The 15,591-nt window shown below is 73.3% G+C and carries 14 protein-coding genes and 1 pseudogene; 14 read left to right on the top strand and 1 reads right to left on the bottom strand.

The window, feature by feature from the left end:
- From BN344_RS20645 to BN344_RS07235, 12 genes and pseudogenes are all read left to right on the top strand, one after another.
- A pseudogene (locus BN344_RS20645) lies at positions 1–889 on the top strand (DNA polymerase III subunit gamma/tau); the annotation flags it as partial.
- Entirely contained in the window at positions 886–2,064 is a 1,179-nt protein-coding gene (locus BN344_RS07285) for an acyl-CoA dehydrogenase family protein (RefSeq protein WP_081788410.1), read from the top strand. The pseudogene BN344_RS20645 and the gene BN344_RS07285, both read left to right, overlap by 4 nt.
- A 64-nt stretch (positions 2,065–2,128) precedes the next feature.
- The gene (locus BN344_RS07280; protein ID WP_040338104.1) at positions 2,129–2,479 is read left to right on the top strand and encodes a YbaB/EbfC family nucleoid-associated protein; all 351 of its coding nucleotides are present in this window, start codon (positions 2,129–2,131) and stop codon (positions 2,477–2,479) included.
- Between the two features lie 37 nt (positions 2,480–2,516).
- The gene (gene recR, locus BN344_RS07275; protein ID WP_040337528.1) at positions 2,517–3,116 is read left to right on the top strand and encodes a recombination mediator RecR; all 600 of its coding nucleotides are present in this window, start codon (positions 2,517–2,519) and stop codon (positions 3,114–3,116) included.
- A gap of 303 nt (positions 3,117–3,419) precedes the next feature.
- Positions 3,420–4,520 (top strand): methionine ABC transporter ATP-binding protein, encoded by a 1,101-nt coding sequence (locus BN344_RS07270; protein WP_040337527.1) that lies wholly within the window; start codon positions 3,420–3,422, stop codon positions 4,518–4,520.
- Positions 4,517–5,176: a methionine ABC transporter permease gene (locus BN344_RS07265; protein ID WP_051515616.1), complete on the top strand. Its 660-nt coding sequence runs from the start codon at positions 4,517–4,519 to the stop codon at positions 5,174–5,176. The genes BN344_RS07270 and BN344_RS07265 overlap by 4 nt, the downstream gene beginning before the upstream one ends.
- 42 nt (positions 5,177–5,218) lie before the next feature.
- A complete protein-coding gene (locus BN344_RS07260; RefSeq protein WP_040337526.1) occupies positions 5,219–6,043 on the top strand; it encodes a MetQ/NlpA family ABC transporter substrate-binding protein in 825 nt (274 codons plus the stop codon).
- 185 nt (positions 6,044–6,228) lie between these two features.
- On the top strand, positions 6,229–7,938 hold the full coding sequence (locus BN344_RS07255) for an ABC transporter substrate-binding protein (RefSeq protein ID WP_040337525.1): 1,710 nt from the start codon (positions 6,229–6,231) through the stop codon (positions 7,936–7,938).
- 106 nt (positions 7,939–8,044) lie between these two features.
- A complete protein-coding gene (locus BN344_RS07250) occupies positions 8,045–9,049 on the top strand; it encodes an ABC transporter permease (RefSeq protein ID WP_040337524.1) in 1,005 nt (334 codons plus the stop codon).
- Positions 9,050–9,054: 5 nt separating this feature from the next.
- Positions 9,055–9,987, top strand: a complete 933-nt coding sequence (locus BN344_RS07245; protein WP_231486573.1) for an ABC transporter permease — start codon at positions 9,055–9,057, stop codon at positions 9,985–9,987.
- A gap of 5 nt (positions 9,988–9,992) precedes the next feature.
- Positions 9,993–11,051: an ABC transporter ATP-binding protein gene (locus tag BN344_RS07240; RefSeq protein ID WP_051515615.1), complete on the top strand. Its 1,059-nt coding sequence runs from the start codon at positions 9,993–9,995 to the stop codon at positions 11,049–11,051.
- Positions 11,048–12,187 (top strand): ABC transporter ATP-binding protein, encoded by a 1,140-nt coding sequence (locus BN344_RS07235; protein WP_040337522.1) that lies wholly within the window; start codon positions 11,048–11,050, stop codon positions 12,185–12,187. Before BN344_RS07240 ends, BN344_RS07235 begins: the two co-directional genes overlap by 4 nt.
- Positions 12,188–12,291: 104 nt before the next feature.
- Here BN344_RS07235 and BN344_RS07230 read toward each other — a convergent pair whose 3' ends face one another.
- Positions 12,292–12,666: a Rieske (2Fe-2S) protein gene (locus tag BN344_RS07230; protein WP_040337521.1), complete on the bottom strand. Its 375-nt coding sequence runs from the start codon at positions 12,664–12,666 to the stop codon at positions 12,292–12,294.
- A gap of 89 nt (positions 12,667–12,755) precedes the next feature.
- Between BN344_RS07230 and BN344_RS07225 the strand changes: the two genes are divergently transcribed.
- Together BN344_RS07225 and BN344_RS07220 are read left to right on the top strand one after the other, a co-directional pair.
- Complete coding sequence (locus tag BN344_RS07225; RefSeq protein WP_231486571.1) at positions 12,756–14,768, top strand: TPM domain-containing protein; 2,013 nt, start codon at positions 12,756–12,758, stop codon at positions 14,766–14,768.
- 79 nt (positions 14,769–14,847) lie between these two features.
- Positions 14,848–15,585 carry a VOC family protein gene (locus tag BN344_RS07220; RefSeq protein WP_231486569.1) on the top strand — a complete coding sequence of 246 codons (738 nt, stop codon included), beginning with the start codon at positions 14,848–14,850 and terminating at the stop codon, positions 15,583–15,585.
- The last annotated feature ends 6 nt before the right edge of the window (positions 15,586–15,591 follow it).

Below are 15,591 nucleotides of genomic sequence, written 5' to 3'. Positions count from 1 at the left end.
CACCGGCTCCGCAGGCGCCCGCGGCCGCTCCGGTCCACCGGACGTCCGCACCGGCCGCCACCCCCGCCAAGCGGGAGTACCAGCGCCCCTCGCAGCGCCCCGAGGCCCCGACTCCCGCGCCCGCCGCCGCGGCGGCACCGGCTCCGGACCCTGCCGGCGACGGCTGGCCGGAGACGGTGCAGCCCGGATCGGGCGGGCGCTCCGCCGCGCGTCAGGCGCCGCGGGAGCCCGACATCCCGCTGCCGCCGGAGCCCACCGACGACGAGGACTGGCCGCACCCCGCCCAGCCGGGGCGGTCGCGGCCGCCGCCGCACGGGTCGCGGCACCGACGCCTGCGGCCCCGCCTCCGGCCGCGGAGTCCTCCCCGGCGCCCCGGGGCGGTGACCCGACGCCGGTGGTCTCCGCCAACCCACCCGAGGCCGAGGGGGCGCTGAACACGAGCGACGTCCGCCGGGTGTGGCCCGAACTGCTCAAGGTGGTCCGCGGGCACAAGCGCACGACCGAGGCGCTGCTCAAGAGCGCCCAGGTGCACGACCTCGCCGGCGGCGTCCTCACGCTGGCCGCCACCTCGCCCGCCCTGGCCAAGATGTTGGGTGACGACCTCAACAAGGACGTCCTCCGCACGGCGCTGCAGGAGCTCCTCGGCGTCCGCTGGAAGGTGCAGGTCGTCGTCGAGGGCGCCGCGGCACCGGGTCCCGCGGTCAGCCGGGCGGACGCCCAGGAGGCGGCGCGCGCGGCCGAGGCGGCGGAGGCGCGTGAGCTCATGGCCGAGCGCGCCGAGGAGGCGTCCGCCGGAGCCGGCCGCGAGCCCGAGCCCGCCGTCGACCCCGAACAGGCGGCGCTGTCGCTGCTGAAGGCCCAGCTCGGCGCCCGGCCGATCGACGGATGAGCGGAGTGGACGTGCGGGGCCTCCCCGAGGACGAGCAGGCGATCGTCGAGGCGGTCGCGACGTGGGTCGACCGGGAGGTGCGGCCGCGCGCCGGCGACCTGGAGCGCGCGCAGGAGTACCCGCACGCGCTGATCGACCAGATGAAGGAGATGGGCGTCTTCGGGCTCGCCGTCCCCGGGCGGTGGAGCGAGTCGGCCGTCTCCACCCGCTGCTTCGCGCTGGTCACCGAGCAGCTGGCCCGCGGCTGGATGAGCCTGGCCGGCGCGATCGGGGGGCACAGCGTCGTCGCGCTGATGCTCGCCCGGTACGGCACCCCGGAGCAGCAGGAGCGGTGGCTGCCTCGGATGGCCACCGGCGAGGTCCGCGCCGCGATGGCGCTCACCGAGCCCAGCGGCGGGAGCGACCTCCAGGACATCCGCACCCGCGCGGTGCGGGACGGCTCCGGATCCGACGCGGAGTACGTCGTCGACGGCAGCAAGACCTGGATCACCAATGCCCGGCACGCCGGACTGATCGCCACGCTGGTGAAGACCGACCCGCAGGCCAGCCCCCGGCACAGCGGGATCAGCATCCTGCTCGTCGAGCCGGGCCAGGTGGAGGTCTCCCGCGACCTGCCCAAGCTCGGCTACCGGGGCGTGGAGTCCTGCGAGCTGTCCTTCGCCGGCTCGCGCGTCCCGGCCGGCAACCTCCTCGGCGGCGAGGAGGGGCAGGGCTTCGCCCACTTCATGTCCGGCCTCGAGCTCGGCCGGGTCCAGGTGGCCGCCCGCGCGGTCGGGGTCGGGCAGGCGGCGCTGGACGACGCGCTGGCCTACGCCCAGCAGCGCGAGACGTTCGGCAAGCCGATCTGGGAGCACCAGTCGGTGGGCAACCTCCTGGCCGACATGGCGACCAAGGTGCACGCCTCGCGGCTGCTGGTCCTCGACGCGGCGGCGGGCATCGACGCCGGGCGGCGCAGCGACCTCGAGGCCGGCATGGCCAAGCTGTTCGCCTCCGAGGCCTGCATGCAGGTGGCCCTGGACGCCATGCGGATCCACGGCGCCGCCGGTTACTCGGCCGAGCTCGACATCGAGCGCTACTTCCGCGACGCCCCGCTGATGATCGTGGGCGAGGGCACCAACGAGATCCAGCGCAACGTCATCGTCCGGCGGCTCGTCGAGCGCGACCGGGAGAGCTGAGGCCCAGGGGGCGGCGGTGGTCGGCGCGGCGCCGCCGGTCGTACCCGGGGCCTACTCTCGGGGCATGTTCCCCGGTGGAGGCCAGCCCGACCTGGCGCAGCTGATGAAGCAGGCGCAGCAGATGCAGCAGCAGCTCGTCGCGGCGCAGGAGGAGCTCGCCGCCCGCGAGGTCACCGGCACCGCCGGTGGCGGGCTCGTCTCGGCGACGATGACCGGTGGCGGTGACCTCACCGCGCTCACCATCGCCCCGGACGCCGTCGACCCCGACGACCTGGAGACCCTGCAGGACCTCGTGGTCGCCGCCGTGCGCGACGCCAAGCGCGCCGTCGACCAGCTCGCGGCCGACACCATGGGCCCGCTGGCCGGCGGCCTCGGTGGTGGACCGGGCGGAGGCCTGGGCCTGCCCGGGCTCTGACCGGCCTTCCCGACTCCCCGACAGATCGAGGGACACCGTGTACGAGGGTGCCGTCCAGGACCTCATCGACGAGCTCGGCCGCCTGCCCGGCGTCGGGCCCAAGAGCGCGCAGCGCATCGCCTTCCACCTGCTCGCGTCCGAGTCCGCCGACGTGAGCCGGCTGGTCGCCGCGCTCAACCGGGTGCAGGCCGAGGTCCGCTTCTGCGTCACCTGCTACAACGTCGCCGAGGCCGAGCAGTGCCGGATCTGCCGCGACCCGCGCCGCTCCGAGGACGTGCTGTGCGTCGTCGAGGAGCCCAAGGACGTCGTCGCCATCGAGCGCACCCGTGAGTTCCGCGGCCGCTACCACGTGCTGGGCGGCGCGATCAGCCCGATCGACGGCGTGGGCCCGGACGACCTGCGGGTCAAGGAGCTCATGACCCGGCTGATGAGCGGCGCGGTCACCGAGCTGATCATCGCCACCGACCCCAACCTCGAGGGCGAGGCGACCGCCGCCTACCTGGCCCGCCTGGTCGGCCCGATGGGCCTCACCGTGAGCCGCCTGGCCAGCGGGCTGCCCGTGGGCGGTGACCTCGAGTACGCAGACGAGGTCACCCTGGGGCGTGCCTTCGAGGGCCGCCGCCGCATCAACGCCTGAGAAAGGACCCCGCTGCCCCCACCGCTCGCACGCTCGCGGCGGGCCCCTGCAGCGGGGCCGTTCCAGTACGTCACCAAGCAGTTGAGGGTTGTCTCACATCGGGGCCCCTACGTGGCAGGGGCGAGCGTCGTGGGGGGATGATCGGCGGATGCTGCGGGGTGGTGTGCTGACGCGTCGGCGCGCCATCGATCTCATGCGCACGGCCAGCCGGCTCTAGCTCCGGACTCCTTCGCGCCCGCACGGGGTACTCCCGCGCCGGCGCCCAGTCCCGTGCCGCACCGCCGAGCTCCGCCGAGGCCCCCCGTGATCGAACTGACCGACGTCCGCAAGGTCTTCCCCGCCCGCCGCGGGGCGGCCGAGGTGACCGCTGTCGACGGCATCTCGCTGTCGGTCGCGGCCGGGGAGTTCGCCGGCGTCGTCGGTCCCAGCGGCTCGGGCAAGAGCACCCTCGCCCGCATGGTGAACCTGCTGGAACGGCCGACCTCGGGCCGGGTCGTCGTCGACGACCAGGTGCTCACCGACCTCGACGACGACGGTGTCCGGACGGCCCGCCGCTCCGTCGGCATGATCTTCCAGCACTTCAACCTGCTGGACTCACGGACCGCCGCCGGGAACGTCGAGCATCCCCTCGAACTGGCCGGCATGGGGCGGAGCGAGCGGCGCCGCCGCGTGGCCGACCTGCTGGATCTGGTGGGGCTCGGCGACCGGCACGGCTCCCGCCCCGGGCAGCTCTCGGGCGGGCAGAAGCAGCGCGTGGCGATCGCCCGGGCGCTGGCCGCCCGCCCCAAGGTGCTGCTCTGCGACGAGGCGACCAGCGCGCTGGATCCCGCCAGCACCGCCGGGGTCCTGGAGCTCCTCCGGCAGGTCCGCGCGGAGCTGGGGCTCACCGTCCTGCTGATCACCCACGAGATGGCCGTCGTCCGGGCGGTCTGCGACAGCGCCGTGCTCCTGGATCATGGCCGGGTGGTCGACGGCGGCCCGCTCGCCGAGGTGCTGACCCGACCGCACTCGCCGCTGGCCGCGCAGCTGCTGCCCGCACCCGCCGTCGCAGGCGCGACCGGCGACCTGGTGCGCGTGACGGTCACCGAGGCGGCCCCGGAGGGCCGGGTGCTGCGCACCCTCGCCGGCGAACTCGGGCTGGACGTCGAGATCGTCGGCGGCTCGGTGGAGACCGTCGCCGGCCGGCGGTTCGGGCGGCTGCTGCTGTCGGTCTCCGGTGACGACGGCCGGCTCGACGGCGCGCTGCAGCGGCTCCGGGACGGCGGCTCGCTGGTGGAGCGGGCCGTGCCGGGGGACGAGCCGCTCCCGATCGACGTCCACGACCAGCCCGAGGGGTCGGAGGGCGACCCGGTCCACGCGCCCTACGAACCCCGCTTCCTCGACGCCCCGGACGTGCAGCGGTGAACGACTGGTCCCGGATCGCCCCGCAGCTGGCCGAGGCCACGTGGGACACCCTCTACATGGTCGGCGTCTCCACGGTGCTCACCGTGCTGATCGGTGTGCCGCTCGGCGTGCTGCTGACCATCACCGCGCCCGGCGCGCTCTCCCCGCGCCCGGTGCTCCACCGGGCGCTCGGCCTGGTCGTCAACCTCGGCCGCTCGCTGCCGTTCATCATCCTGCTGGTGCTCGTGGCCCCGGTGACCCGCGGCATCGTCGGCACCACGATCGGCTCGACGGCGACGATCGTCCCGCTCACCATCGGCGCCGTCCCGTTCCTCGCCCGCCTGGTGGAGACCAGCCTGCGCGAGGTGAGCCCCGGCAAGGTCGAGGCCACCCTGTCCATGGGCGCCCGTCGGCGCGACGTGGTCCGCACCGTGCTGCTGCCCGAGGCGCTGCCGTCGCTGGTCGCCGGTGTCACCGTCACCGTCGTGGCGCTGATCAGCTACTCGGCGATGGCCGGCGCCATCGGCGGCGGCGGGCTGGGCGATTTCGCCATCCGCTACGGCTACCAGCAGTTCCGCACCGACATCACGGTCGCGACCGTCGTCCTCCTGCTGGTGATCGTCCAGCTCCTCCAATGGGTCGGCGATCGCTGGTCGCGCCGGCTCGCGCACGCCTGAACCCCCGTACCCGTACGACCCACCTCGCAAGGAGACCCACTCATGCGCCGCCCCCGGAAGTCCGCCCTCGCCGCCGCCGCCACCGCAGCAGTCCTGGCCCTCACCGCCTGCGGGGGAGGGGACGCCCAGCTCTCGGGTGCCGACGAGCCGCTGCGCGTCGGCGCCTCCCCAGTGCCGCACGGCGAGATCCTCGACTTCATCTCCGAGGAGCTCGCCGAGGAGGCCGGCCTGGAGCTCGAGGTCGTGGAGTTCACCGACTACGTGCAGCCCAACGTCGCCCTGGACGACGGCTCGCTCGACGCGAACTACTTCCAGACGGTGCCCTACCTGGAAGAGCAGGAGGCCAACGCCGGCTACGACTTCACCGCGCTGGAGCCGGTGCACATCGAGCCGTTGGGCCTCTACTCCGAGTCGCTGACCGACGTGGCCGACCTGCCCGACGGCGCCACGATCGCGATCCCGAACGACCCGACGAACGCCGGCCGCGCGCTCCGCCTGCTCGAGGCGAACGACCTGCTCGCGCTCGCCGACACCGGGGACTCCGCCCCGACGTCCCTCGACATCGAGGACAACCCGAAGAACCTCGAGATCCAGGAGGTCGAGGCCGCCCAGCTGCCCCGCTCGCTGGCCGACGTCGACGCCGCGGTCATCAACGGCAACTACGCGATCGACGCCGACCTCTCGCCGGCCGAGGACGCGCTGGTGCTGGAGGAGGGCGAGGGCAACCCGAACGCCAACCTGCTGGTCGTGCGCAGCGGCGACGAGGGCGACGAGCGCATCCGGTTGCTCGAGGAGCTGCTGCACTCGGACGAGGTGCGTCAGTTCATCGAGGACAACTACGAAGGCGCCGTGCTGCCGGCCTTCTGAGGACGGCGCCGGCATCCGGGGCCGGAGCGAAGGTCACGGCTTGGTGTCGATGGGAAAGCGGCCTTCGCCGTGGCGAGGACCTGCACCTAGTGTCCGGTGAACGCTCGTGGAGGCTCTCGCGTCCACGGCAGTCATCTCCGGAGCTCATCCGGCCCGCATGGGTCGAGAAGGCAGGTTTTCCCGCGATGTCACGTCGTCGAACCACCCGAGTGTTCGCCGCCTCGTCGGCCGCACTCATCGCAGTCACGCTGTCGGCCTGTGCTTCCAGCGACCGGGAGTCCGGCAACGAGGGCGGGGGTGGCGGCGGCGAGACCGGCGGCACCCTGGTCTTCGGCGCGGCCGGTGACCCGGCCATGTTCGACCCGGCCTTCGCCAGCGACGGCGAGACGTTCCGCGTCGTCCGTCAGATCCACGAGACCCTGCTGACCAACGAGGTCGGTGGCACCGAGCCGGTGCCCGAGCTCGCCGAGGACTACGAGGTCAGCGACGACGGCCTGGAGTACACCTTCAGCCTGCGCGAGGGCGTGACGTTCCACGACGGCACCGACTTCAACGCCGAGGCGGTCTGCTTCAACTTCGACCGCTGGTACAACTTCGAGGACCTGGCCACCAGCCCGAGCGCCTCGTACTACTACCAGGCGGTCTTCGGCGGCTTCGCCAGCACGCCGGACACCCCCAGCATCTACGAGAGCTGCGAGGCGACCGACGAGAACACCGCGGTCATCCGGCTGACCCAGACCACGTCGAAGTTCCCCGCGGCCCTGGTGCTGCCCGCCTTCTCGATCCAGAGCCCCACGGCGCTGGAGGAGGGCGACGCCGACAACCTCTCCGGCAGCGAGGACTCGCTGAGCTACTCCGAGTACTCGCTGGAGAACCCGGTCGGCACCGGCCCGTTCAAGTTCGACAGCTGGGACCGGGGCAACGGCGAGGTCACCATCGTCCGCAACGAGGACTACTGGGGCGAGCCGGCCAAGCTCGACAAGATCATCTTCCGCACGATCAGTGACGGCAACACCCGCCGCCAGGAGCTGCAGTCGGGCTCGATCGACGCGTTCGACTTCGTCGCCCCGGCCGACTACGAGTCGCTGCAGGACGACGGCTTCGAGGTCCTGGTCCGCGACCCGTTCAACATCCTGTACCTGGGCTTCAACGGCGGGAACGTGCCCGGCACCAACGCCAACCCGGCGCTGCAGAACCCGCAGGTCCGCCAGGCGATCGCGCACGCGATCGACCGCGAGACGATCGTGAACTCGCTCCTGCCCGAGGGCGCGGAGGCGGCCACCCAGTTCATGCCGCCGACCGTCGAGGGCTGGGCCGACGACGTTCCCACCTACGAGTACGACCCGGAGCTCTCGCGTCAGCTGCTGACCGAGGCCGGCGCCCTGGGCACCACGCTGCGGTTCTACTACCCGACCGACGTCACCCGGCCCTACCTGCCGGACGCGGCCGCGATGTTCCAGGTCGTGAGCCAGAACCTGACCGACGCGGGCTTCACCATCGAGCCGGTGGCGCTGCCCTGGAACCCGGACTACCTGAACGCGGTCCAGTCCGGTCAGGCCGACATCCACCTGCTCGGGTGGACCGGTGACTACAACGACGCCTACAACTTCATCGGGACGTTCTTCGCCGAGGCGTCGAACAACCAGGCGTCGGCCGAGTTCGGTGCCTTCAGCGCCCCGGAGATCTTCGCCGCCCTGGCCGAGGCGGACGCCGAGCCGGACGCGGACGCCCGGACGGAGATGTACGAGGAGGCCAACCGGCTGATCATGGAGTACCTGCCGGGCGTGCCGATCTCGCACTCCCCGCCGGCGCTCGTGGTCTCCGAGCGCGTGCAGGGCCTCGAGCCCAGCCCGCTGACCGCCGAGGTCTTCAAGACGGTGTCCCTGAACGACTGAGGAAGGACCCTCGCCCCTACCGCACGCAGGCTCGCGGCGGGCCCCCTCACCGGGGCCGGCCGCGAGCCTGTCGGGTGGATCCGTTCCGTGAGAGGGACCTGAGCGCGTGCTCCGCTTCATCATCCGGCGGCTCCTGCAGCTGATCCCGATCCTGCTCGGGCTGTCGGTGCTGCTCTTCGCCTGGCTGCGGGCCCTCCCCGGCGGCCCCGCGCAGGCCGCACTCGGTGAGCGGGCCACGCCCGAGGCGATCGCCCGCTACAACGAGCTCTTCGGCCTCGACGAGCCGCTGATCGTCCAGTACCTGCGGTTCGTCGGCCGGGCCGTCCGGTTGGACTTCGGCACCTCGGCCCGCACCGGCCGCGAGGTGACCACCGAGTTCCTCGAGCGGATGCCGGGAACCATCGAGCTGACGTTGCTCGCGATGGTCTTCGCCATCGGCCTCGGCATCCCGCTCGGCTACCTGGCCGCCCGCCGGCACGGCAGCTGGCTGGACTCGACGTCGGTCATCGGCTCGCTGATCGGCGTCGCGATCCCGGTCTTCTTCCTCGCCTACCTGCTCCGCCTGGTGTTCGCCGTCGAACTGGGCCTGCTGCCCGGCTCCGGGCGCCAGGACGTGCGCATGGACGCCACCCGCATCACGAACTTCTACGTCCTCGACGGGCTCCTCACCCGGGAGTGGGACGCCGCCTGGGACGCCATGACGCACCTGATCCTGCCCGCGATCGCGCTCGGCACCATCCCGCTGGCCATCATCGTCCGGATCACCCGGGCCTCGGTCCTCGACGTGGTCAACGAGGACTACGTGCGGACGGCGAACGCCAAGGGCCTGGCGACGGCGACGGTGCGGCGGCGGCACATCATCCGCAACGCCCTGCTGCCGGTGTCGACGACGATCGGCCTGCAGACCGGCCTGCTGCTGTCCGGGGCGGTGCTGACCGAGTCGGTGTTCGCCTTCGGCGGGGTCGGGTCGGCGATCTACGACGCGCTGTTCGCGCGGGACTTCGCCGTCCTGCAGGGCTTCATCCTCATGCTCGCGGTGGTCTACGTGCTCGTGAACCTGCTGGTCGACATCTCCTACGGTCTGCTCGATCCCCGGGTGAGGGTCCGATGACGGCGATGGGGGACGTGAAGCGGCGGCGGATCGACGAGCTGGCCGCCCGCGCCGGCGCGGTGCCCGAGGGCGAGGGCGGCGTCTCGCTCACCCGCAGCGCCTTCCGGCGGCTGCGCCGCAACCCGGTGGCGATCATCGGGGCGATCATCGTGATCACCTTCCTGATCGTCGCCGCCTTCGCGCCGTGGCTCGCGCCGCGTGACCCGCTGGCCCAGACGCTGCTGTCGGAGATCCGCCCGGGCAACATCCCCGGCTCGCGCGAGGGCTTCCCGCTGGGCGTGGACAACCTCGGCCGCGACATGCTCTCCCGGCTGATCTGGGGCTCGCGGCAGTCGCTGATGATCGGCGTCGTCGCCACCGTGCTCGGCGTCGTCGTCGGCATGGCGTTCGGGGTGCTCGCCGGCGCGTTCGGCGGCTGGGTCGACACGCTGGTCATGCGGTTCATCGACATCGTGCTGTCGATCCCGAGCCTGCTGATGGCGATCAGCATCTCGGTGCTGCTGGGCCAGAACCAGTACGCGCTGATGATCGCGATCGCGGTGACCCAGGTGCCGATCTTCGCCCGGCTCCTGCGCGGATCGATGCTGGCGCAGCGCGACAGCGACTACGCCCTCGCCGCCCGGGCCCTCGGGGTGAAGAAGACCCGGATCGTCTTCGGGCACGTGCTGCCCAACTCGCTCTCGCCGGTGATCGTCCAGGCCACGCTGTCGCTGGCGACGGCGATCATCGAGGCGGCGGCGCTGTCGTTCCTCGGTCTCGGCGACCCCGACCTCGCGCGGCCCGAGTGGGGCGCGATGCTGGCCAACGCGCAGGCGTTCCTGTCGGTCCGGCCGGAACTCGCCTTCTACCCGGCGATCTGCATCATCGTCGTCGCCCTGGGGTTCACCCTGCTCGGTGAATCGCTCCGTGAGGCCCTCGACCCGAAGTTCCGGAGGTGAGCGGGATGTCGATCGGGTCATCGACGTCGGCGGCCGGCGACCCCGTCCTGGAGGTGGACGACCTCCAGGTCCGGTTCACCCGGCGCGGGGAGGAGCCCACCCGCGCGGTGGACGGCATCAGCTTCTCCGTCGGGCCGGGGGAGACCGTCGGGCTGGTCGGCGAGTCCGGCTGCGGCAAGTCGGTGACCTCGCTGGCCGTCATGGGGCTGCTCCCGCGGCGCGGCGTGGAGGTCGGCGGCTCGGTCCGGTTCCAGGGCCAGGAGCTGATCGGCGCCTCGCAGTCCACCCTGCGCGGGCTGCGCGGTGCCGACATGGCGATGGTCTTCCAGGACCCGCTGTCCTCGCTCAACCCCACGGTGCCGATCGGCGTCCAGGTCACCGAGGTCCTCCTCGAGCACCGCGACCTGAACCGGCACGAGGCGCAGCAGGAGGCCGTGCGGCTGCTCGACCGGGTCGGCATCCCCGACCCCGAGCGCCGGCTCAAGGAGTACCCGCACCAGCTCTCCGGCGGCATGCGCCAGCGTGCGCTGATCGCGATGGCGCTGTCCTGCTCGCCGCGGCTGCTCATCGCCGACGAGCCGACGACGGCGCTCGACGTGACCATCCAGGCGCAGATCCTGGAGTTGCTGCGCGAGCTCGTCGTCGACACCGGGACGGCGCTGGTGATGATCACCCACGACCTCGGCGTCGTCGCCGGGCTCTGCGACCGCGTGCACGTGATGTACGCCGGCAAGATCATCGAGACCGCGGACCGGCACGACCTCTTCGCCCGCCCGCGCCAGCCCTACACCGGTGGTCTGCTGGCCTCGGTGCCCCGGCTGGACGGCGGCAAGGGCGCCCGGCTCACCCCGATCCGCGGCTCGGCTCGCGACACCATCCCCTGGGCGGAGGGGTGTGCCTTCGCCCCGCGCTGCGACCACGCCCAGGACGACTGCCTCACCGAGGTGGCCGGCAGCACGGTGCCGCTGGAGTCCGACGGCCCCGGGCGGGAGCTCCGCTGCCGGCACCCGATCCAGTACCCGCCGGCCTCCTCCGGCGCGACCGCCTCAGGAGCTCCCCGATGACCGCCGTCCCCGCCGCGGAACCGCTGCTGCGGGTGCGCGGGCTCAAGGTGCACTTCCCGATCAAGCGCGGCATCCTCATCGACCGCACGGTGGGGCACGTCCGCGCGGTCGACGGCGTCGACCTCTCCATCGACCGCGGCACCACCTACGGACTGGTGGGCGAGTCCGGCTGCGGCAAGTCCACGCTCGGGCGCGCGGTGCTGCGGCTGACCGAGCCGACCGAGGGCGAGGTCGTCTTCGACGGCACCGACGTCGCGGGGCTGAAGGGTGAGGACCTGCGGCACATGCGCCGGCGCATGCAGATGGTCTTCCAGGACCCGCTGGGCAGCCTCGACCCGCGGCAGACCGTGGAGTCGCTGCTGTCGGAGCCGCTGCGCGCGCACGGGCTGGGCGACGGCACGGCCGGGATCGCGGCCCGCATCCGCGAACTGCTGGACGCCGTGGGCCTGCCCGTCGCGTCGCTGCGCCGCTACCCGCACGAGTTCTCGGGCGGCCAGCGGCAGCGCATCGGCATCGCGCGGGCGCTCACCCTCGAGCCCGACCTCCTCATCGCCGACGAGCCGGTGTCCGCCCTCGACGTCTCGGTCCAGGCCCAGGTCATCAACCTGCTCGAGGAGCTGCAGGACCGGCTGGGGCTGACCTACCTGGTCATCGCGCACGACCTCGCCGTCGTCCGGCACATCAGCGACGTCGTCGGCGTCATGTACCTCGGGTCGCTGGTGGAGCAGGCCCCGGCCGACGAGCTCTACGAGGAGCCGCTGCACCCGTACACGCGGGCGCTGATGAGCGCCGTCCCGGTGCCCGACCCCGTGGTCGAGGAGCGCCGGGAGCGCATCCTGCTCGCCGGCGACCTGCCGTCCCCGGCGAACCCGCCCAGCGGCTGCCGGTTCCACACCCGCTGCCCGTGGCGGCAGGAGACCCGCTGCGACACCGAGGTGCCGGTGCTGCGCGAGCTCGCGCCCGGGCGGCTGGTCAGCTGCCACTGGGCCGAGGAGATCCGCGACGGCGTCCTGCGCCCGAAGTCGCCGGAGGAGGTCGCCGCCACCCAGGGGGTGTCCGTCGCGGCGACCGGTGCGGAGAACCCCGAGAGCGACGCGCTCGTCCAGGGCATCGACGCCCCGATCGAGCGGACGTAACACCGTGACACCGTCGTCCTCCGCGTGATCACCACCGCTCCAGCGGGGTCTCGACGCGCTCGAGGCCCCGGTGGACCGGTGCTGATCACGATGGACGGCGTCCGCTACTCCAGGACGACGTCGTCCCCGTCGCGGTAGGCGCGGCGCACGCGCAGTTTCGCCAGCTTGCCGGCGGCCGCCACGAGCTCGGTGTAGCCCGGCGTCGGGCCGTGGTAGGCCAGGAACCCGCGCGGACCCTCGACCATCTCGCCGGTCCGCACGTCGTAGCGGCTCTGGTGCCAGGGGCAGACCAGGCAGCCGTCGTCGTCCACGGTGCCCTCGGACAGGTCGGCGAGCTGGTGCCGGCACAGCCGGGAGACGGCGAAGTAGCGGTCGCGGCCGTCCGGGCCGGGGCCGCGGTTGCCCACCGCCCAGTCGCCGACGCGGCGGACCGTGCCGGGCGGTAGGTCGGCGGCAGGGATCCGGTCGGGGTCCGGCACGGGCACTCCTCGGGTTCGGGGGTGGGACGTCGGCGGCCCTACCCGTCGGGCGGGGTTCGGACCCACCGTCGCGTCGGTACTGTCGATTGGTGATCCGCGTCGAGGGAGCCGTACGCCGGCTGTTGGTCGTCCTGGCCGGGTGCACCGGCGTCCTGCTGGCGGGTGGCCCGGCACTGGCCGAGGAACCGTTCCGGCTCGACGAGCAGGTCGTCGACGAGACCGGCGAGCTCAGCGGCGACGAGTCGCAGATCGAGGACGCGCTCGACGAGCTCCAGGCGGAGGACGGCACCCAGCTGTTCGTCGTCTTCGTCGACACCTTCGAGGGGGCCGACGGATTCCAGTGGGCCGGGGAGACGGCCCAGCTCTCGCAGCTGGGCAGCACCGATGCTCTCCTGGCCGTGGCGGTGGACGACCGCCTCTACGGGTTCTACGAGCCCGCGAACTTCGAGCTGTCGCGCGCCGAGATCGAGCAGCGCGCCGCCCAGGAGATGGAGCCGGACTTCGTCGACGGGGACTGGGGTGCCGGAGTGGTCGCCTTCGCCGACATCCTGCGCACCGGGGCGGACGGCGGTTCCGGTGGCGACGGCGGCGGGGGCGCGTTGCTGGTGGTCGGCGCGATCGCCCTCGTGGGTGGGGGCGCCTACCTGGTCTCGCGGAACCAGCGCCGGAAGCGGGACGCGGCGCCGCCGGTGCAGCGGCTGGAGCGGCCGGACCCCTACGCCGGGACGTCGACCGAGGAGCTGCACGGCCGTGCGAGCGAGGCGCTGCTGGCGCTCGACGAGGCGATCACGAGCTCCCAGCTCGACCTCGACTACGCCCGCGCCTCCTACGGCGTCGAGGCGGTCACCGGGTTCGACCAGGCGCTGGCCGCCTCCCGCGACGAGCTCAACCGGGCCTTCCACCTGCGCCAGCTGCTGGACGACGACATCCCCGAGGACGAGCCGACCACCCGCCAGATGCTCGGCGAGATGCTGCAGCTGACCCAGGCCGCCGACGCGCGTCTCGACGAGCAGGCCGAGGCCTTCGCCCGGCTGCGGGACCTGGAGCACAACGCGCCGCAGGTGCTCGAGGCGCTGGCCCCCCGGATCGCGCAGTTGCGCGACCGCATCCCGCGCGAGGAGCAGCAACTGGCCGTCCTGGCGGAGCGCTACGCCGACACCGCGATCGCGCCGGTGCGCGACAACGTGACCGAGGCCCGCGCCCGGTTGGCCGCCGCCGAGGCGGAGGTGAACGAGGCGCTGGACGCCCTCGGTGAGGGACGCAACGGCGACGCGGTCGGTGACGTCCGCGCCGCCGAGGACGCCGTGGCCTCGACGGCCACGCTGCTCGACGCCGTCGGCCGGCTGGCGACCGAGCTCGAGGAGGCGGCCGGGCGGGTCGACGCCGTCCGCACGGAGACCGAGCGCGACGTGGCCGAGGCGCGCTCGTTCGTGGCGGCCGGCAACCGGAGCGGGCTGCCGCCCCAGATCGCCCGCGCCGAGGCCGCGATGACGGCCGCCGATGCCGCGATGGCGGGACCGCGGCCAGACCCGATGACCGCTCTGCGGCAGCTGGAGGAAGCCGGCATCGCGCTGGAGCAGGCGCTGTCGGTGGCACGGGACGCCGCGAGCCGGCAGCGCCGTGCCGCCGCGGCCCTCGAGCAGTCGGTGAGGACGGCGCGCTCCACCATCGGCTCCGCGCGCGACTTCATCGCCACCCGCCGCGGCGCCGTCGGCCCGGAGGCCCGCACCCGGCTGGCGGAGGCGCAGCGGCACCTCGACCTCGCGATGGAACTGAGCGCCGACGACGTCGAGGCTGCGCTGGCCGAGGCCCACCGCGCCGGCTCCCTCGCCCAGCACGCGCTGGACCTCGCCCAGCGGGACGTCTCCGGCTGGGGTGGCGGCTACGGCCCGGGGCCCGGCGGCTTCGGCGGCGGGTACGGCGGGGGCTACCGGCGCGGCGGCGTGGACCTGGGCAGCCTCGTGCTGGGCGGCATCCTCGCCGGAGGCATGCGCGGTGGATGGGGCGGCGGCGGGTTCGGCGGCATCGGCGGCGGTGGGGGCCGGGGTGGCGGTGGCAGCTTCGGCGGCGGTGGGGGCCGGGGTGGGGGCGGCCGCTTCTGACCCGGCTCCTGGCGCCCGGACCCCTGGGAACTGTCGGACCCTGCTGGCACCGTGATCCACCTCACATCGAGGAGGAGACATGCCCACTCGCGACACCCCCTGGCCCGCCGGCACGCCCTGCTGGATCGACTACGGAGCGGCCGACGTCCAGGCGGCCACCGCCTTCTACGGAGAGCTCTTCGGCTGGAGCTGCACCGGCGGGGACGAGGAGTTCGGCGGATACCTGAACGCGACCAGGGACGGCGCCCAGGTGGCGGGCCTGGGCCCGCTCATGGGCGAGGACGATGCGCCGAGCTGGACGACGTACTTCGCCACCGACGACGCCGCGGCGACCGTGGCCCGCATCCGCGAGGCCGGCGGCACGGTGGTGGTCGAGCCGATGGAGATCGGACCGCTGGGCACGATGGTCGTGGCACAGGACCCGCAGGGCTTCCCGTTCGGGCTCTGGCAGTCCGGCGAGCACACCGGCGTCCAGCGCTTCAACGAGCCGGGATCGCTGGTCTGGAACGAGGCGGCCGTCACCGACCCCGATGCTGCCCGGGAGTTCTACACCGCGGTCTTCGGCTTCGCGTGGGACCCGATGGAGGGCATGGAGCCCTACGCCACCTTCCGCACCGACGACCGCCCCCTCGGTGGGCTGAGCCGGATCGAGCCGGGGCTGCCCACGGGGTGGACCGTGTGCTTCGCCGTGGCCTCCACGGACGAGGTGGTCGCACGGGTCGGGCGCAGGGCGGAAAGGCGCTGCACCCCGCCGAGGACACCGAGTTCGGCCGGTTCGCCGTGCTCGAGGACCCCTGGGGGGCTGCGTTCTCGGTGATGCAGG

Origin of the sequence: Candidatus Blastococcus massiliensis AP3 (assembly GCF_000582785.1) — a bacterium.
GTDB lineage: Bacteria > Actinomycetota > Actinomycetes > Mycobacteriales > Geodermatophilaceae > Blastococcus > Blastococcus massiliensis.
This window is presented reverse-complemented; position numbering and strand designations above follow the sequence as displayed.